Source organism: Reinekea blandensis MED297 (genome assembly GCF_000153185.1).
In the GTDB taxonomy this organism is placed as follows: Bacteria; Pseudomonadota; Gammaproteobacteria; order Pseudomonadales; family Natronospirillaceae; genus Reinekea; species Reinekea blandensis.
The window spans coordinates 260,898-281,069 of record NZ_CH724149.1 but is presented as its reverse complement, the minus strand read 5'-3'; the positions used below and the strand labels follow the sequence as shown (position 1 = coordinate 281,069).

At 52.4% G+C, this 20,172-nt stretch carries 14 protein-coding genes; 2 read left to right on the top strand and 12 right to left on the bottom strand.

The genetic code is table 11. From position 1 onward, the window contains the following. Positions 1 to 246 precede the first annotated feature (246 nt). Positions 247 to 2,583, top strand: a complete 2,337-nt coding sequence (locus MED297_RS01375; protein WP_237613399.1) for a penicillin acylase family protein — start codon at positions 247 to 249, stop codon at positions 2,581 to 2,583. 85 nt (positions 2,584 to 2,668) lie between these two features. Here the strand turns inward: MED297_RS01375 and hemE are convergent, their stop codons facing one another. Then, positions 2,669 to 3,733: a uroporphyrinogen decarboxylase gene (gene hemE / locus MED297_RS01370; RefSeq protein ID WP_008041653.1), complete on the bottom strand. Its 1,065-nt coding sequence runs from the start codon at positions 3,731 to 3,733 to the stop codon at positions 2,669 to 2,671. A gap of 125 nt (positions 3,734 to 3,858) precedes the next feature. On the opposite strand from hemE, the gene MED297_RS01365 reads away from it, so the two are divergent. Further along, a complete protein-coding gene (locus MED297_RS01365) occupies positions 3,859 to 4,446 on the top strand; it encodes an acyl carrier protein phosphodiesterase (protein WP_008041650.1) in 588 nt (195 codons plus the stop codon). Positions 4,447 to 4,462: 16 nt separating this feature from the next. Here the strand turns inward: MED297_RS01365 and MED297_RS01360 are convergent, their stop codons facing one another. From MED297_RS01360 to MED297_RS01310, 11 genes are all read right to left on the bottom strand, one after another. Beyond that, complete coding sequence (locus MED297_RS01360) at positions 4,463 to 5,410, bottom strand: TRM11 family SAM-dependent methyltransferase (protein WP_008041649.1); 948 nt, start codon at positions 5,408 to 5,410, stop codon at positions 4,463 to 4,465. Between the two features lie 390 nt (positions 5,411 to 5,800). After that, positions 5,801 to 7,219, bottom strand: coding sequence for an FAD-dependent oxidoreductase (locus tag MED297_RS01355; protein ID WP_008041647.1), 1,419 nt, complete (start codon positions 7,217 to 7,219; stop codon positions 5,801 to 5,803). Between the two features lie 18 nt (positions 7,220 to 7,237). Next, a complete protein-coding gene (gene gltB, locus MED297_RS01350) occupies positions 7,238 to 11,683 on the bottom strand; it encodes a glutamate synthase large subunit (RefSeq protein ID WP_008041645.1) in 4,446 nt (1,481 codons plus the stop codon). A 229-nt stretch (positions 11,684 to 11,912) separates the two neighbouring features. Continuing rightward, entirely contained in the window at positions 11,913 to 13,328 is a 1,416-nt protein-coding gene (locus tag MED297_RS01345; protein WP_040556379.1) for an SPOR domain-containing protein, read from the bottom strand. Positions 13,329 to 13,456: 128 nt separating this feature from the next. Further along, positions 13,457 to 14,539 carry a 3-dehydroquinate synthase gene (aroB, locus tag MED297_RS01340; protein WP_008041641.1) on the bottom strand — a complete coding sequence of 361 codons (1,083 nt, stop codon included), beginning with the start codon at positions 14,537 to 14,539 and terminating at the stop codon, positions 13,457 to 13,459. Beyond that, positions 14,540 to 15,058, bottom strand: a complete 519-nt coding sequence (aroK, locus tag MED297_RS01335; RefSeq protein ID WP_040556378.1) for a shikimate kinase AroK — start codon at positions 15,056 to 15,058, stop codon at positions 14,540 to 14,542. Next, complete coding sequence (locus MED297_RS01330) at positions 15,058 to 17,187, bottom strand: type IV pilus secretin PilQ (protein WP_008041632.1); 2,130 nt, start codon at positions 17,185 to 17,187, stop codon at positions 15,058 to 15,060. Before MED297_RS01330 ends, aroK begins: the two co-directional genes overlap by 1 nt. Before the next feature lie 41 nt (positions 17,188 to 17,228). Then, positions 17,229 to 17,777 carry a pilus assembly protein PilP gene (locus tag MED297_RS01325; RefSeq protein WP_008041630.1) on the bottom strand — a complete coding sequence of 183 codons (549 nt, stop codon included), beginning with the start codon at positions 17,775 to 17,777 and terminating at the stop codon, positions 17,229 to 17,231. Further along, positions 17,777 to 18,412, bottom strand: a complete 636-nt coding sequence (locus tag MED297_RS01320) for a type IV pilus inner membrane component PilO (protein WP_008041628.1) — start codon at positions 18,410 to 18,412, stop codon at positions 17,777 to 17,779. The genes MED297_RS01325 and MED297_RS01320 overlap by 1 nt, the downstream gene beginning before the upstream one ends. Further along, entirely contained in the window at positions 18,409 to 18,981 is a 573-nt protein-coding gene (locus tag MED297_RS01315; RefSeq protein ID WP_008041627.1) for a PilN domain-containing protein, read from the bottom strand. Before MED297_RS01315 ends, MED297_RS01320 begins: the two co-directional genes overlap by 4 nt. Then, positions 18,968 to 20,044 carry a pilus assembly protein PilM gene (locus MED297_RS01310; protein ID WP_040556376.1) on the bottom strand — a complete coding sequence of 359 codons (1,077 nt, stop codon included), beginning with the start codon at positions 20,042 to 20,044 and terminating at the stop codon, positions 18,968 to 18,970. Before MED297_RS01310 ends, MED297_RS01315 begins: the two co-directional genes overlap by 14 nt. Positions 20,045 to 20,172 lie beyond the last annotated feature (128 nt).

The following is a 20,172-nucleotide window of genomic DNA, read 5'->3' as shown; positions in this document are numbered from 1 at the left end:
TCCTCTTAGTGTCGCAGGTACGGCCGATGAACTCAAACAGTCTCTGCGCCACCCTCAGGTAACAGGCTCTGAATCGCCAGCCATGAACCGTGGATGCCCCGGAAATGCCAGCCGGGTGACACTGAGTTAGCCTCGCCCCAGTCTTTATGACAAACTCCTGAGGGATAAACCATAACAAAAAGAACTATTTGAGAGCGTTTAAACACCCCTATGATTCGATTCGCAAAATTTTCCCTGTATACCCTCTTGTCCTTACTATTGCTGGTGCTGATTTTAGCCTCTGGCCTCTGGTGGCTGCTAGACGGCAGCCTGGCCCGGCTCGATGGCACCCTGAGCAGCCAGCAGGTCACCCATGAAACCCTCATTGCGCGCGATGCTCAGGGCCTGGTTACCCTGCACGGAGAGTCCCGGAACGACATCGCCTATGCCCTGGGTTTTGTTCACGCCCAGGAACGGCTGTTCCAGATGGATCTGCTACGTCGCAACTCCGCCGGCGAGCTCTCGGTCCTCTTCGGTGAACGGGCGGCGGACTTCGATGCCCGCATCCGAACGCATCAGTTTCGCAAACGCGGCGCAGTTGCTCTGGCACAAATGCCGGCCGAGCATCAGGCCTTGCTGCAAGCCTACGCTGATGGCGTCAATGCGGGCGTTGCGGATCTGCGCAGCGCCCCATTTGAGTACCTGTTGCTACAAGCCGACATTGAGCCGTGGACACCGGCCGATACCATGCTGGTGGTCTACAGCATGTACATGGATTTACAGGATGAATGGGGTGAGACCGAACGATCTCTGACCGCGATGGTGGACCTGCTGCCAGCCGACTGGGTCGAGTTTCTGACCCCAACGGGTGGTGAATGGGACGCAACTATCGACGGTGGTGATCTGACGTTGACACCGACACTGCCTGAGGAACCGTTAAGCAGCTTTCAACGTTCTCAGCAGGCGTCGGCTTATCGCTATCAGGATCAGATCGAAATCGGCTCTAACAACTGGTCCGTCAGCGGCAACCTGACCCCCAGCGGGGCCGCCCTGGTGGCCGATGATATGCACCTCGGTCTGGATGTGCCGAACATCTGGTTCCGGTCTTCGTGGATACTGCCAGGCTCTGGGCAGCGCATTACCGGAGCCACCTTACCCGGCGCGCCCATTATGGTCATCGGTTCCAATGAATACGTCGCCTGGGGTTTCACCAATGCCTACGGTGACTTTATGGATCTCATCCGGTTACAGACCAATGCAGAAGAAACCGAGTATCTGACCCCAAGCGGCTGGAAAGCGTTTGAAAACGAGCAGGAGATCATCGGGATTAAAGACAGTCCTGATCGGACCATTCAGGTAAGACGCACGCAATGGGGTCCGGTTATTGGTGAAGATCACTATGGCAACCTACTGGCCATGCGCTGGGTGGCTCACGATGCAGACAGTGTGAACCTCGGTTTGCTTGAGTTGGAGTCCGCCCATACGGTTGAAGACGCGCTGACCATCGCCGCTAATACCAGCGTTCCCGGTCAAAACTTCAATGTCGGGGACCGTCAGGGCAACATCGGATGGACCATCATGGGTGCCCTGCCGCAACGGCAAGGGTATTCAACGGCGTTACAAGAGCGGTTAACCCAGGACTGGTCCGATGGTCGCTTCGGCTGGCAGGGCCGCCTGCCCGCCGATCAATACCCGCGTTATGTTAACCCTGAGAATGACCGGATCTGGACGGCTAATGCACGCATTGTCAGTGGCGAGGCGTATCGCAAGGTAGGTGACGGCCTCGGCGCCATCGGAGCCCGACAACAGCAAATCCGCGATCGCCTGCTCGAGAAAACAAGCTTTACCCCATCAGACTTTCTCAGCATCCATCTCGACGACGAAGCCCGCTTTCTGGCGCGATGGCAATCACTGCTGAATGACGTACTGTCGAGCGACGCACTGGCTGACCCGCTGTTCAATGATTATCGGGAGCAGGTATCGAACTGGCAGGGGCGCGCCGCGGCCAGTTCAGTCGGCTATCGCCTGGTTAAGGAGTATCGCGAGCGGGTCATTGATGACACCGTCGGACACGTTCTGGATTATGTCGCGGCCAAAACGTCAGACTTCTGGCCGGGCTATGTCGATAATCGGCTTGAATATGCAACCTGGACGCTCGTCACTGAACAGCCGGAGCAACATCTGCCCTCGGGATACCGTTCCTGGGATGCGCTGCTGACCGGCATCGCCATTGACGTCTTTCAGTCACTCAATGATCCGGAAAGCGGGCTGAAGAATGCCACCTGGGGTGCAAGCAATACCCTGAACATTCGCCATCCCATGAGTTCTGCCCTGCCGGTACTCGGTTCATTCCTCGACATGCCAGCAGAACCAATGTCCGGTGATACCTATATGCCCCGGGTGCAGGGAACCGACTTTGGCGCCAGTCAGCGAATGGCGGTTTCGCCTGGCCAGGAATCGGAAGGTTACTTCCACATGGCGACCGGTCAGAGCGGCCATCCGCTGTCTCCATTTTACGGAGCCGGCCATGAAGACTGGGTAGAGGGCAATGAGTCACCCTTCCTGCCCGGAGCGACCGAGTATGAGCTTATTTTGACACCTTGAATAAAAAAACCGGGGCATTTGCCCCGGTTATTTCAACAGCCCGAAATCAATCGGTGGCCCGGCAAAAAACCATCCTTTCGAGAAGTTATCGATGGTACTTCGGCGACAGCTCAACCACCGCTTCGACGAAAGCGCCAGCATGGTCAGGATCAACAAACTGTTGGATGCCATGACCCAGGTTAAACACGTGGCCAGTCCCAGACCCATACTCGGCCAGGATGCGCTCGACTTCGTCACGGATTCGGTCCGGGCTGGCGTACAGAACGCACGGATCCATATTCCCCTGCAGTGCCACCTTATCGCCCACTCGCTGACGTGCATCAGTCAGTGAGGTGGTCCAATCCAGTCCCAGAGCATCAGCGCCGCTGTCCGCCATGGCTTCCAACCATTGACCACCACCCTTGGTGAACAGGATGACCGGCACTTTACGCCCGTCATGTTCCCGTTTGAGCCCGGCAATAATCCGGTTCATGTAAGCCAGGGAAAAATCCAGATAGGCTTGATGACCCAGGGCACCGCCCCAGGAGTCAAAGATCTGTACCGCCTGAGCACCGGCATCAATCTGAGCATTCAGATAGTCCGTCACCGTATCGGCCAACCGGGACAAGAGCTCGTGCAGAACATCCGGCTGGCTATACATCATGGCCTTGATGTGACGAAAATCTTTGCTGCTGCCACCTTCAACCATATAGGTTGCCAGCGTCCAGGGGCTACCTGTGAAACCAATTAACGGGACTCGGCCATTCAACTCAGAACGAATGGTGCTGACGGCGTTCATGACGTATTTCAGTTCGTCGTCCATTTTCGGAGTCTGTAAACGACTCAGATCCTGTTCGCTACGGACGGTGTGTTTAAACTTCGGCCCTTCACCCGCCTCAAAATACAACCCAAGCCCCATCGCATCCGGCACCGTCAGAATGTCGGAAAACAGAATGGCTGCGTCCAGCGGATATCGATCCAGCGGTTGCAAAGTCACCTCACAGGCCAGGTCCGCGTTTTTGCACAAACTCAGAAAGTCGCCTGCCTGAGAACGGGTTTCGCGATATTCTGGCAGATAACGTCCAGCCTGACGCATCATCCAGACAGGGGTCCGGTCAACAGGTTCTTTCAGCAAGGCCTTTAGAAAACGGTCATTCTGCAATTCGCTCACGATTAAATCTCACTTCTTCTGGACGAGTGTGCCATGCTGTCGTGCATAAACCGGCTCAACCGTCTGTTGGTTTTGGGGCCATTATACGCATTGTAGCAACCTCTGACTAAGGTCTTGATCTTCGGATGAATTTTCTCGGACACTGTCTGTTTTCTGACCTGACACCGGACGCACTCAATGGCGGCCTGTGGCCAGACTTTGGCCGCCGGCCAGACGCCGCCTTTTTGAGTGAATCATTTTATCGTCATTTTGATCGACATCAGGTCATCGATCAGCTCACAGACCATCACGATCTGTTGGAGCCCATACGCGCTGCACTGCGCCCGACGTTTCGTAAAACCACCCCGGTCGTCATTGATATGATGCTCGATCACCATTTGGCCACCAATTGGGAGCGGTATCACTCCCAACCGCTGGAGGACTTTGCTCAGGCCTGCTATCAAAACTTACGTGCGTTTGATGGCCTGGAGCAGCCAAAGCGCATGAGCCAAACCCTGCATTGGATGCAGAGCCATGATTGGTTTGTCAGTTATCGGGATCCGATGGGCATGGTCCGCGCGCTGGAAGGCATGTCTCGCCGACTCAGGTTTGATAACCCGATGCACCAACACCGGCACCAGGCTGTCGATGACACCGTGCGTTACGCCGATGGCCTGTCAGACTTTGTGCGGTGGCTGCAGCAAGAGCTGCCGACACCGGATCACAATGATTAAGATCTGTTAAAAGGCCCTAAGAAGCCGACGCAATCATCACGTCGCGCACAATCGACTCGCTCATACGGTGAGGCGCAGAAAAGTCCGCGACCGTCAGGCCGGCATCACCTAAAACCTGAATCAGCGCATCGCGCTGAGGTAAGTAACTGTTAAAAGCCAGCACCAGTTGACTGTGCTTTTTCATCACCGCTTTCCAGGCAGGCAATGCCTGTTCGATCAGCGACAACGGGTTTCGGGTTCCATCCCCGGCGAAATGCTGCACACCATAAGGCACGTCGCTGATCAGCAGATCAAACTTCTCCTTTGGAAACAGCTGATCCGCTTGTCGGGCATCGCCCTGTGCCAGACGAAATTTCACAGGCTCCACGGCAAATTCGATAAACTGCCCATCTTTCTTTCGACCGGTATTACCCAGAACACCGTCTCGAAGCCGATGGCTCTGTCGGCGGACTTTGCACCATTTTTTCACCAGTTGACGAACATCGTCCTGGGCTTTGCCATCGGGCTCGATCCCCCAGGCATTCAACCCGTAACGCATGGCCCAAAGTAATGACGTGGCTCGCCCCGCGAGCGGGTCCAGTACTTTCGCGTGCGCTTTGGCATGATCGGGTAAGGCCGCCAGGCCCACATTCAGCAACAGTTGGGTCAGGCGTTCGTTGGTTTTGCCTTTAAACTTACTGCCGAAAACAAAGTCTTCGTGCAGTGCGAACTCGGGCTCCAGGTTTATCGGTTGAAACCGGTCTCCTTCGCACACAAACAAGCCCTGGCAGAATGACAGACGCAGCAATAATGGGTAATGCTCAGCATCCGCCTGAGTGAATAAAAAATTAAACGGACCGCGTTGCTCCAGGCGACAGTCGAACCCTGGCATGACCCAGCGAAACTCCTGCTCAGCGACTGAAACAGCTTCCTGAAAATAAGCCGATTTCGTCTCCGGGGAAATCAGCAGAGCAATTTCCGACATGGTCGGGCTCCAGACTAGTGAAATGCAGGGGATTATAGCGGGCAACGCCAGTCGATTGAACACAGCGTCACGCCAGCCTTTAGATACTAGGGCCTGTTAACACTGACTTCGAGAATTCTGTTGGTTGTGAGCCGGTTCAGGGCGAGGCGAGAGGAGAGAAATGTGGTGGTCCCACCTGAACGACGAACAACGAAGATCCTGGATCGGCTCACCGCCAACCCTTCGGGCCGGATCAAAGCTTCACACAGCGTTGTTATCGCTTGCTCAGGTCGATTCACGACATCACGCGCGCTCTGCCTGGCTGGGAAAATCTTTGATCTCGGCAGAATCCATGAAATCAATGTTAACAGGCCCTAAGCTCCGGCCGGTTCCGACCGGAGCTTGGACAGATCAGACGTCCAGATAATCCATAATGCCTTCAGCGGCCTGACGCCCTTCATAAATGGCGGTCACTACCAAATCGGAACCCCGGACCATATCCCCACCGGCGAAGACTTTTTCATTACTGGTTTGGAACCGATATTGTTGCTGCTCTGCAGCCACCACACCTTGCCAGTCGTTCAGCTTAATGCCGTATTGTTCAAACCACGGTGCCGGACTCGGTTTAAATCCAAACGCCACCAGTACTGCATCGGCCGGCAGAATTTCTTCACTGCCTTCGATGATCTGTGGTCGGCGACGACCGTTTTCGTCGGGCTCTCCCAGTTCGGTGCTGACCACTTTGACACCTTCGACTTTACCGTCGCCGACAATCTCAACCGGCTGTCGGTTAAAAAGGAACTGAACCCCTTCCTCCCGAGCGTTCGCCACTTCTTTGCGAGACCCTGGCATGTTTTCTTCATCCCGTCGGTAAGCACAGGTCACTGAGGCTGCCTGCTGGCGGATAGACGTGCGGTTACAGTCCATAGCGGTATCGCCACCACCGAGAACAACAACCCGCTTACCTTCCATGCTGATAAAATCGTCGTCTGCTTTGGCCCAGCCGTTATTGTTGTTCACATTGGAAATCAGGAACGGCAGCGCGTCGTAAACGCCCGGCAGATCTTCGCCCGGGAAACCGCCCTTCATATACGTATAGGTACCCATTCCCAGGAACACGGCATCGTACTCATTGATGATGTCCTCAAACGCGATGTCGGTACCCACTTCAGTGTTCAGACGAAACTCAATTCCCATGTCGGTAAACACTTCACGACGACGGGTCATGACGGTTTTTTCCAGCTTAAACTCGGGAATACCGAACGTCAGCAAACCACCGATTTCCGGGTTCCGGTCAAAGACCACCGGTTTGACACCATTACGGATTAAAACATCAGCCGCGCCGAGCCCGGCAGGACCCGCGCCAATGATGGCGACTTTTTTGTCAGTCATCGTCACGTGTGACATGTCCGGCTTCCAGCCCATCGCGAAGGCAGTATCAGTAATGTACTTTTCTGTATTACCGATGGTCACGGCACCGAACTCATCGTTCAGAGTGCAGGCCCCTTCACAAAGCCGGTCCTGCGGACAGACCCGACCACAGACTTCCGGCAGTGAGTTGGTCTGGTGGCTCAGTTCAACCGCTTCCAGAATGTTCCCTTCGCTGACCAGCTTCAGCCAGTTTGGAATGTAGTTATGAACCGGGCATTTCCACTCGCAGTAGGGGTTGCCACACTCCAGGCATCGATGCGACTGCTCAGCGGCCTGGCGCTGACCCATTGGTTCATAAATCTCGCCGAACTCAGTCCGGCGGGTTGTCAGGTCTTTTTTGGCGGGCTCTCGACGGCCGACATCCAAAAACTGAAAATCGTTATTTAAACGTTGTGTCATGGTGTTGGTCTCCGTCTTTTATTCTGGACGTGCACGGGTACTGGACAGCAAATCGGACAGGCTGGCGGCCTTAGGTTTCACCAACCAGAACTTACCAACATAGTCATCGAAGTTATCCAGCAGTTCGGCGCCCCAGGCACTGTGCGTTTCATTAACAAAGCGTTCGATCACCCGGAACAGGTGATCGCGATAGCCTTCCATCGACTCGATTCCGATCCGATGAATGTCCACCAACTCCCGGTTGTACTTGTCAGCAAAGGTGTTTTCGAGGTCAAGAACGTAGGCAAAGCCCCCTGTCATCCCGGCACCGAAATTACCTCCGACTTTACCCAAGACAGCAACCATACCGCCGGTCATGTACTCACAGCAGTGATCACCGGCGCCTTCAATCACCGCGTGAGCACCTGAGTTACGAACAGCAAATCGTTCACCTGCTGCACCGGCCGCAAACACAGCACCGCCGGTCGCACCGTATAAACAGGTGTTCCCCATGATCGACGTTTTCTGTGTTTCGAAGGCACTGCCCTTCGGCGGACGGATGACAATTTTTCCACCCGTCATGCCTTTGCCAACGTAATCGTTCGCATCGCCATTGAGAATCAGGTTTAAGCCACCAGCATTCCAGACACCAAAGGATTGCCCGGCAATGCCCGACAGGTTCAAAGTAATCGGCATATCCGCCATGCCTTGGTTGCCGTACTTATCGGCAATGGCACCGGAGAGTAATGCACCGATTGAGCGATCACAGTTGCCAATGTGGAACGCAAACTCACCGCCGGTTCGGTTTTCAATCGCGTCTTTGACTTCCGCAAAAATCGCCCGTTGCTTACTGCCTTTATCAAACGGTTCGTTACGCTCAACCTGACAGGTCTGTGGTTTATTCGCCGGCACAGCGTCGCTGCCCAGAATCGGAGTCAGGTCGAGTGCCCTCTGTCTACCGGTCAGATCATCACGAACCTGAAACAGGTCGGTTTGTCCAATCACTTCTTCCAAAGTGCGATAGCCCAGCTGGGCCAGAATTTCCCGCACTTCTTCGGCTACGAAACGGAAATAGTGCTTCACCATCTCCACCGTTCCACGGAAGTACTGCTCTCGCAGGGTTTCATCCTGTGTGGCAACGCCAGTGGCGCAATTGTTCAAGTGACAGATGCGCAGAATCTTACAGCCCAGCGCGACCATCGGTGCTGTACCAAACCCGTAACTTTCGGCGCCGAGGATTGCGGCTTTGACAACATCCAGACCGGTTTTTAAACCGCCATCCGTCTGCAACCGAACCTTGTCACGAAGGTCATTACCGCGCAAAGTCTGTTGCACTTCAGCTAAACCTAACTCCCATGGGGAACCGGCGTGTTTGATGGACGTTAACGGGCTTGCCGCCGTCCCGCCATCGTATCCGGAAATGGTAATCAGATCGGCATAAGCTTTTGCAACACCCGCGGCGATGGTCCCCACACCTGGCTCGGAGACGAGTTTCACAGATATGAGCGCTTCCGGGTTAATTTCTTTCAGGTCAAAGATCAACTGCGCCAGATCTTCGATCGAATAAATGTCATGATGCGGAGGCGGTGAAATCAACGTCACACCTGGCACCGAGTAGCGCAACTCAGCAATCAGTTTGTTCACCTTTCCGCCGGGTAACTGCCCGCCTTCACCGGGTTTTGCACCCTGCGCGACTTTAATCTGAATCACGTCCGCGCTGCGCAGATAGGCTGGCGTTACGCCGAATCGACCCGACGCAACCTGTTTAATCTTGGAGCGACGATTGGTACCGTAACGTTTTGGATCTTCGCCACCTTCTCCGGAGTTGGAGCGACCACCCAGTTCGTTCATCGCCACGGCGAGCGCTTCGTGTGCCTCGGGTGACAGCGCCCCTAATGACATCGCGGCCGAATCGAATCGTGGGTAGATGGATTCAACCGGCTCAACGTCATCCAATGGAATGGCCGGACGGTCACTGGTCAAACGGAACAGGTCTCGAATGGTGGCAGGAGTACGCTCATTCACTAACGCCGCAAAATCGCGATAAGCCGCATGATCACCATTCTGTACCGCCTTCTGAATGGTGGTGACCACGTCAGGATTATAGGTGTGGTACTCGCCGCCATGAACAAACTTCAGTTTACCGCCCTGGTCGAGTTTTTTGCGGGGTTTCCAGGCATCATTAGCCAACTTTCGAACTTCGGCTTCGATATGCTCGAAGCCGGCACCCTGAATCCGGCTCATCACTCCGGTAAAGCACAGATCGACCACTTCATCGGCCAGGCCAACGGCTTCAAACAACTGCGCCCCACGATACGATGCAATGGTCGAGATGCCCATCTTGGACATGATTTTCAACAGTCCTTTGTTGATGCCTTTACGATAATTTTTGTGCAGCAGATGGTGATCGCCAACCAGTTCTCCGGTGCGGATCATATCGTCGATCACTTCGTAAACCAGATACGGATAGACGGCAGTGGCACCAAAACCAATCGCCACCGCGAACTGATGCGGATCGCGAATGGCGCCGCTGTCGAGCACGATATTGGTATCGCAGCGCAACCCTTTGTTCACTAAGCGGTGATGCACGGCCCCGGTAGCCATGACGGCCGGTATGGCTTGCTGACCGGGTTCAAGTAACCGATCGGACAAGACCAAAATTTTCACACCATCACGGCTTGCCCGTTCCGCTTCATCAATCAGCGCTTCAATTGCGGACTTCAGATCCTGATCGGCGTGATAACCCAAATGCAGTATCTGATGACGGAACTGAGGCTTTTCCTGGTGCAACATACTCTGAAACTTCAGCGGCGAGAGCACCGGCGAAGCCAGAATCAATCGCGTTGCATGCTCAGGTTCCGGATTAAACAGGTTCGCTTCCGGCCCTAAACAGGTTTCAAGCGACATCACAATGGATTCACGCAACGGGTCAATCGGCGGATTGGTGACCTGCGCAAACTGCTGACGGAAGTAGTCAGTAATGGGGCGTATTTTATGGGACAGAACGGCCATGGGCGTGTCATCCCCCATGGAACCCACGGCCTCCTGCCCGGTTTCAGCAAGCGGCCGGATCACCTGATCACGCTCCTCGTAGCTGACCTGAAACAGCTTCTGATAAGCGTCAACCTGGCCTTCATTCAGGGTTGAGCCGTCACCTTCTTCCGCCAGCTCCAAACGAGAACGCAACCGCACCGCATTCTCTTTGAGCCAGTCTTTATAGGGATGCGCTTTTTTCAAGCGACCATCAATGGTTTCGGTTTCCAGGAACTCACCGGTCTGGGTATCCACGGCCACGATACGACCGGGACCAACGCGACCTTTGGCAATAACATCTTCCGGCGCATAGTCAAACGTACCAATCTCTGAGGCCAACGTAATGTAACCGTTCTTGGTAATAACCCAACGCGAGGGACGCAGCCCGTTCCGGTCGAGCATACAGACGGCATACCGCCCATCGGTCAGAACGATGCCGGCCGGTCCATCCCAAGGTTCCATGTGCATGGAATTGAACTCATAAAAAGCCTTCAGTTCAGAATCCATGTGTTCGACATTATGCCAGGCGGGTGGAATCATGGTCCGACAAGCCCGGAACATGTCCATGCCGCCCAGCAACATTAACTCCAGCATGTTATCCATACTGGAAGAGTCTGAACCGGTGGTGTTCACCACTGGCTGTAAATCTTCCAGATGGGGGATGCGATCATTAGCAAATTTACTGGCACGCGCACGCGCCCAATTACGATTGCCGGCAATGGTATTGATCTCACCGTTATGGGCAAGCAACCGAAACGGCTGAGCCAGAGGCCACTTGGGCATGGTGTTCGTGGAAAATCGTTGGTGGAAGACACAGATACCGGTTTCGAGCGCCTCATTACCCAGGTCTTTATAAAACTTAGGAAGGTCGACGGGCATGACCAATCCTTTATATGACACGACCTTTTCGGACAACGAACAGATATAAAATTCGTCGTCGTGCGCCATCGCCTGTTCCGCTTTTCGACGAGCCGTATAGAGTTTGACGGCCAAATCATCATCCGGCGACGCTGTGACAAAGACCTGCTGAATATCGGGCAGGCAATCGAGCGCCATCGGTCCGCAGTATTGCGTATCAATCGGTACCGGACGCCAGCCTATGACGTCCAGTCCCTGATCAGCCAATGTCGCTTCAAGGACCTGACGACCTTCACGACCCTTTTCCGGATCGGCATTCAGAAAGATCATCCCAATCGCGAAATGCTCTCCGATGTCAGCATTGAAATGTTGGCGGGCTTCATTCTGAAAGAAGCCTGTCGGCATCTGCAGCAATAAACCGCAGCCATCACCGGTTTTACCATCTGCGGCAATACCGCCTCTGTGGGTCATGCAGGTTAACGACTCGATCGCCGTCAGAAGCAGGTTGTGGCTGGCCTTTCCTTCCATGTGGGCAATCAGACCAAAGCCACAGTTATCCCGGAACTCACCGGGGTTATACAACCCTGTGCTCATATCAATGCTCTCTCAGTAGTGTCGTTGGCATTCGCCGGTCGCGAGGCCAACGTCTGTTCTTTATCTTTGTTGAGGAGAGAGTCTATGCCTGATGGCCAAATTAACAATTAATAACGGTATAATATCCGGTTAAATATTGCATTGCCCGTCCAAACACGCAAAAAACGGGGATCACCCGCCATGGATGCGCCGAATGGTTTTCTCGCCGCACCATCAACACATTAAACGGTTAGAGCGAGCTACGAAGTGACTGGAATGAACGAATCCAGGGATCCCCGGAAAAAAGCCCTTCTGGCAAGGCTTCAAACGCTGACTGAGCTTCATCACGAGTATCAAACTGCCCATATATCAGCACAAACCACGGATCGCCCTGATAGGTGGTTTCCACGATGTCCACATCCAGAGGGCTATTAAACTCAGCAAGCAGTGAGGCCAGCTGCGCTTGGTCGCGCACACCAATCAGCTGAACAGTGTACTGGGCATCATCACCCCGATCTAACAGGGATGGCACTTCGGCGTTCTGTGTCGGACGAGATTCTTCTGCTGTTGGGCTTCCTTCAGTCGATGACGGCAAAGCAACCGATTCTGAGGGTTCTGATTCAGAGCCCGTGCTATCCGAACTGACCGTTGATGCTTCCGTTGCTTCCACTTCAGCGGTCACTGATTCGCTGCCGCTTTGCCGGGCTTCCACCTGCGCCACCGCATCAGCCAAGCGCTGCTCAACCGACGTAAGCGGACGGTCCGTCTCAGTCGACCCTGAATCGGCCTGCCTGACGGGTTGGTTATCGCCAGATTCACCGGTTTGATACAAAAACGCCACGGTTACCAGAGTCAGAGCGGCGACACCAGCAATCACGTGAGTCAGAGGAAACGCTTGTTTTTTCTCTGTAGTACGAAAGGTCGATGAGATCAGGTAATCACGAACCATGTCGTTGAGTTGCAAGGGAATGCCGCCAGACAGTTGATTAAGACGGGCAATATCCGTAAACGGAATGGGCAGATCATCCACATAGCCCGACGCAATCATCCGGTCTCGAATGTATTGCTCGGCGTCAGCGTCAGTAAACGGCTCCAACGGGTGTCGATACCAGTCGGTATCGCCCTCGTCGCTCACAGCGTCTGCGTTTTCGACCAACCAAAGTTGACGGATTCGATGGTCTGCATCTTCTGCTTGCACTCGCAGTGCGTCCAGAAGTTGTTCCACTTCAGGTCGCGCCTGATCGGCTCGCTGAACGACCAGCAAAAACGACTCCTCATCGGCATATCGTTGCGCAATGACGGCATTGATTCGCTTTAAGAGAGTTGCTGTATCGTCTTCGACTTTGAGACCAAGCCCCAACTGACCGATGATTTCTTTTTCCAGAGCTTTCGGTGAATCAAGATCGGCAGCATCGACCCAGGCCACACGCCAAGACTCATCAAGCATCTTGATGACCTGTTGCGCGAGCATTCGCTTCCCGGACCCGGCCGGGCCTTCTAGCTGACTGTCCTGCTGTGAATAGGCCAGCAGATGTCGCAGAGTTTCCGCTGTCTCGTACCTTCCTCCGGCACCACTGAACACCATCGCGTCAACGATCGCACCAAATGGATCGTGGGCCAGGTTGTAGTAAGACTGCATGCGTTCAGACTGTTCTGATAGATCCACCGGGGGCGCTCCAGACAAACAATACGTCTCATTTAAACGACTAACGGGCGCCCTGTCCAGAGTGAACAAGGAGGAACCAGGAAAACTCTGTCCGTAATCAATGAGACGATTAGCTGGTGATCGTTAGATTAATCCCGGCAAAACTCAGCGAGCGTCTCATCCAGTGAAGACTGGGGATAATCCGCAGTCACCAAAGCCTTTCCAAGCGATTGGAGCAAAACGAGCCGAAGGGCACCCGCATCTACTTTTTTATCCCGCTTCATGGCCGTCGAAAACTGGTTTTGAGTCATTCCTGACGGCGCCTCAATGGGCAACCCGGCAACAGCCAACAAGTTTTTTACCCGCTCAACCAGTAAGTTATCGATCATACCCAGCCGGACTGACAAATCAGCGGCCATCACCATGCCGACCGCAACCGCCTCGCCATGCAACCATTGTCCGTAACCCAATGTGGTTTCAATCGCGTGTCCAAAAGTATGCCCGAAATTTAAAGTCGCCCGGACACCCTGTTCGGTTTCATCCTTGGCAACAACACCCGCTTTAATTTCACAAGACCGACCAATGACCTGAACGAGCGCATCGGACTCTAACGCAAGTATTGATTCGACATTCGCTTCCAAATGCTCAAAGTAGGTGGCATCGGCAATGACACCGTGTTTGACAACTTCGGCAAACCCTGCGGACAGTTCCCGATTCGGTAGGGTTTTCAGCGTTTCTGGATCAATAAAGACGGCCTTTGGCTGCTTAAAAGCACCAATCATGTTTTTCCCCAACACATGATTAACGCCCGTTTTCCCTCCGACCGATGAATCGACCTGAGACAACAAAGTCGTAGGAATCTGGTAAAAGTCGACACCACGTTGGTAGCAGGCCGCGGCATAACCGGTCATGTCTCCGACAACACCACCACCAAGTGCGACTAATGCCACTTTGCGACTGAAGTTTCCTTCAAGAAGGTAAGTAAAAATACGGTTCACCGTATCCAGCGTTTTATAGGCCTCGCCATCCGGTAAAACAACCTGGCCGAGTCGCCGCCCATCACGCTTCAACGATGCCAGTACCTGATCCGCATATAACGGGGCGACCGTTTCGTTCGTAACAACGACGACTTCAGTATTAGGAATGCTGCGAATCAGAGCATCATCGCTGAAACAGGAACCGATATGGATGGGGTAGCTTCGATCGCCAAGATCAACCTGGATGGTTTTCATTTAATCAACCTGAATTTGACTTATTATTTCCTGCACGACCAACTTGGGAGATTGACCATTGGTCACAATGACACTGTCAGCAACGGCCTCATACAGCGGATTTCTTTTTTCTGCCATGGTACGCAGAACCGATTCCGGATCTTCTGTTTGCAGTAAGGGACGATTCTTGTCTTTGGCGGTACGCTGTAGTTGCTGTTCCACAGATGTCTTCAAATAAACCACATGCCCTTGCGTCGACAACAGTTGACGATTCTCATCCAACAGCACGCAACCACCACCCGTTGCCAAAATAAGATCGGGTCGCTGAAAAACTTCAACCAAGGCCGCGCACTCACGCTCTCGAAAGCCGGCCTCACCTTCTATATCGAATATCCAGGGAATGGATGCCCCTGCCCGATCTTCGATCTCGCGATCGAGATCGACAAACGGCAGATTTAGTTGCTCAGACAGCAAACGGCCAATGGTGCTTTTTCCAGCGCCCATTGGCCCGATAAGTATTATTTTGGAACCACTGATCATTAGTTGGAGATAAGTCCGTTCTGTATCAGCTTCGGTGTAATGAAGATCAACAACTCGGATCGCTCGTCACTGGTCGTCGTTCGCTTGAACAGATTCCCAACGACTGGCAAATCCCCGAGTATTGGAGCTTTTTCTACTAACTGTGTCTTCTCGGTACGATACACACCACCCAGTACGAGCGTCACTCCATTCTCAACCAACACCTGAGTTGACACGGTATTGGTGTCGATTGCACCGCCACCTGCTGCCAATGAATCCTGATTAACCGTCAAGGTCAGAATGACTTTGTCGTCCGGCGTCACCTGGGGTGTTACATTGAGATTCAAACCTGCCTCAATAAACTGGGTACCACCATCTTCTGCCGGGAACGCGACGTTCTGCCCTGAGAAAATGCTGGCGGCTTGTCCATCCGACGTAACAATCTTAGGCTGCGAGACCACTTCCGCCTCACCCAGGCTTTCGAGCGCTGATATCTCTAAATCGAGATCCAACAGGTTATCGGCAATCAACCCTACTGCGAACGAACTTGCATTCCCTGTGGCAGGAAGGTTTACAGCAAAAGCATCCGGGAAGGTTAAATCAGGGTTAGGTGATCCACCATAAATATCAGACTCGATACTTGCGCTGGATTCTACTGTACCGGTCGCAAACACATTCTGGGAAGGGAAAATTGCCCCGCCCCATCTCACACCTAACTGATCACCCACGGACGTTCGTGCGGAAACAATTCGAGCCTCAATCAGCACCTGCTCAACCGGAACGTCGAAGAAGCTGATAGCACTGCGGATACCGTCTAAGTTGACCGATGTATCGGTAATAATCAGTGTGTTGGTCCGTTCATCGACAGACACCGAACCACGACTCGACAGGAAACCGCCTGACGAAGGCAACGAGTTAACGCCGCCAGACTCATCACCGACATTCGCCGCCGCAGCTGCAGCAGAGCTAGATGATCGTAGAATTGACGCGATATCCGCGGCACGGGCGTAGTTAACCTGAACATATTCGGTACGCAGCGGGGCCAGTTTTTCTGCCTGCTCGCGGGCTTCGAGTTCCAGCCGCTCCTGTTCTGCCAACTCAGCAGCAGGGGCCACTAATAACACATTACCCGTTTGCCGCTTATCCAAACCGTTCGTCTTTAAGACAAGCTCCAGAGCCTGGTCCCATGGAACATTATTCAGGCGCAACGTAATTGTCCCGGAAATGGAGTCAGAAGCCACCAGGTTAAACCCGATATAGTTGGCGATGATCTGGAGAACGTCTCGAACTTCAATATCCTGGAAATTAAGCGACAGTTTCTCGCCGGTATAAGGGAACTTTTCTTTAATACGAGCTTCGGCTTCGTCTTCTGTCAGCTGGTTCACTTCGACAATCATCTGGCGGTCAGATTGATAGGCCAGATAGTCGTAGGCGCCATCGACATCCAGACGTATCAGCGCATGTTCATCTTCGTTGTAGACGGAGATGTAATGTACCGCGGTCGCAAAATCAATCACGTCTAACTTACGGCGAAGTTCAGAGGGGACGTTATAGTCATCCACCTGAATGACAATATCACCGCCTTCTTCGTAGACAGAAGCACTGGCATTGGGTCGGTCAAAACCAACAACAACCTGCCCTGCACCTGATTCTGTTCGACGAAAATCAACATCGCTGATCTCTTTTGCACCACTCACTGGCGTAGAAGACGATTGAGCCGAAGCAACAGGCTGCGCCTGAGCGGAGTTACTGGCTGCACGACCGCTAGATGCAATATCTTCGACACCATCGCCAAGATATACTGAAACAACGTTACCATCCATCTGAACCGCATAATTCACCAGAGTGGCAAGACTGAATACAATTCTCGTACGATCACCGGCGTCTAGAATGGCCGCATTTCGCGTATTGCCACTGCCAATCTGAATATACTTCTCTGCGAGTAAGCTGGAGACTCCATCGAAATCGAGAGAAATACGTGCAGGCTCTTCGATACTGTACCCAACCGGCTCGCTCACCGGCGCATCGAAAGACAGAACAATTTGTGTCCGGTCGCCAGACAGGGACATTACTTCAAAATCGGTCAGGTTCGCAGCATGAACAACACCAAACAAAACTGTTACACTGAGGACCGCAATTAATCGGTTCATTTTATATTGCACCCTTGGGTAGAAATTTCGCTTTTTCATCATTACTGCTCCAATCCATCAAGCACAATCACTCTCGGTCTCTCGACCCAGTTATCCTTACCTGACGGCACAATCTCTATCAGATCAATTTGTGTTTCTGTTATGTCTATAATTCGGCCAAAGTTCCTACCCAGGTAATTTCCTTCCCGAACCCGGTGAACTTCACCATCACCGTCACGTACCAGAGCCCACAACAAATCATTACCCTCCAAACCTTGGAGAGTCCCGACCATGGAGAGGTTTTCAACGCGGAAAGACTCCAGATACTCTTTTACTCGGGTTAAATCAGGCTTCACATTACTCTTAGGTGCTTCTTTTTGCTCTTCGACCAGCTCGATTGGACGAGGCACCTGGAACGGTGAACGACGACTGCTAGCGGTGTAAGACACAAAATCGGGCGACACAAACTCAGGCGGTGGTGGAATTTCACCGGTTGGGCGTGAATCTTGTTCTTGGACGTAAGCTTTCAGATCCACCAGCGGATCTTGCTGAACACAAGCCTGCAGAACTATTAAAGAAACAAAAACCAATGGGAGTTTAAGAATTCGCATCACTCCTCTCCTTTATATCGGTAGGTTTTTGCTTGAATAGACATCTGCAAAGGTGCTTCAGAATCGTTGTTAGCGCCAGCGCCACCTGCCCTCCTTACCGAAAAATCATGTAAGGTGACGATTCTGGGAATCGCAGCCATTGCACTGACAAAATTGCCCATCTCATGATACGACCCGCGAACGGATATGCTGATTGGCGTTTCAATATAAAACTCTTGAACGACATCTGCTTGCGGTGTGATGGTATCAATCTCCAAACCACTTTGAGTGCCGGTTGTACTGATATCATCAAGAAGACTTGGCAAATCAATATCATTGGGCAACTGATCCAACAGGGCACTGAAGTCCTCTTCCATTTTTCTCAGCTGCTCTTTAAAAGCGTCTAGGTTAGCGACCTGAAAAGACTTCGCCCGATACTGCTGCTTAAGCGTTGGTTCTTTAGCCAAGGCTGAATCGTAGCGAACATTAGAATCTTTGACCTGAAACCAGAAAAAACCAAAAACAATCAAAGCTGATACAAATATCAGTGTTGATATTTTTATCGCAAGCGGCCATGACCCCATGTTATTAAAGTCAGGGTTTTGGTAGTCAAAGTTCTCCGGTCGGAAACCATCAAAAAATTCTTTAAACGTCATGACTCATTTTCCTCACCAGCAGCCACAGGATTAATTCGGTTAATCCTCAGTTTAAAGTTATGTCCGACCACCTCAGAACCCTCTTTTACAGACACCATCTCGGTCATGAACGCATTATCGAACCACTCCGACCGGTCAATGTTCCGGAGAAAATCTGAAATGGTTAGCGCCTTGTCTGCCCGGGCGGAGACCTGAATAGTATTTCCTGACGACGACAGGTCGGTAAAATAGACGCCATCTGGTGTTGCATTTACCAGCTCTTCAAAAACATGCACGATGATCGGACGATCGCCCTGAAGACTCTGAATCACATTCATTCGGTCAATTAGCTCTTCACGCTGCTGCCGTAGCGTCTGAATCTCACGGATTTTCGTATCCAGTTCTGCAATTTTGTTTTCTAAATAGGTGTTCCGCGTATTCTGGAAATCAATCTTGTTTTGAACCGATTGATTCCACATCCAACCACTCCCGGCGGCCATTGCGGCAACGATGGCAAGAATGGTTACAAACTGGTTTTGCCTCGCTTTCCGACGCTCTTCACGCCAGGGGCGTAAATCAATATTTGCCATCTTCGAAGCTCCTCAAAGCCAGACCACAGGCAATCATCATCGCAGGGGCATCGTTTGTGAGATTTGCCGCATTAACTTTATTGGACAAAGTCATGTTTGCGAATGGATTGGCGATAATCGTATTGGTGCCGATTTTCTCCTGAACGCGCTGAGCCAATCCAGGAATCGAGGCGGTCCCACCAGCAAGCACAATGTGATCAACATCGTTGTATTGAGAAGCTGCAAAAAAGAACTGCAACGATCGACTGACCTGCTGTACTACCGCTTCTTTAAATGGTTCAAGCACTTCGCTTGGGTAATCGTCCGGCAAACCGCCCTGCTTCTTGGCAAGACCTGCTTCCGACTGAGTCATACCATAGCGACGCATAATCTCTTCAGTCAGTTGCTTACCGCCAAAGAGTTGCTCACGGGTATAGATGGTCTTCCCCTCATTAAGTACACTGAGCGTCGTCATCGTATGACCGACATCGACAATCGCTACCGTCAAACCATCATCATTGGATTCGAGCTGCTCTTCGAGCAGTCGATAGGCACGTTCAAGCGCAAATGCTTCTACGTCAACTGCTCGGCAGTTAAGGCTGGCAATGCCCAGTGCCGTTTCGCGGTACTCAACGTTTTCTTTTCGACAGGCTGCTAACAGCACCTCGACCAGGTTCTCACCTTTCGGTGAAGGTCGCTGCACTTCAAAATCGATGGCCACTTCGTCCAGGGGGTAGGGAATGTACTGATCAGCCTGAACCTGAATGTCGGTTTCCATCTGGTCATCAGTCAGGCCGGCATTCATTTCAATTGTCTTGGTAATCACCGATGAGCCTGCAACCGCAACCGCCGCATCTGCCAACTTGGTTCGCGATTTAGCTTTCAGCTTTTCAATCGCTTCTCCGACACTGGTCTCATCATTGATATTTTTTTCAACGACGGCATTGTCTGGCAGGGGTTCGACCGCGTAAGCTTCCACGCGATAGCCGTCACCGGAACGACTCAATTCCATCAACTTAACGGATGTAGAACTGATATCGATACCGAGCAACCTTTTTTGCTTCTTTTTGAATAAGGAGGCCACCGATGTTTCCCTTCAACAACACGCACTTACGTGCGATATTTAGTATTTACATTAACTATTACATAACACAATAGACCAATCCGCAATGTATAAAAAGAGCTATTTCAGCTTATAATCGGGCCTTTAAT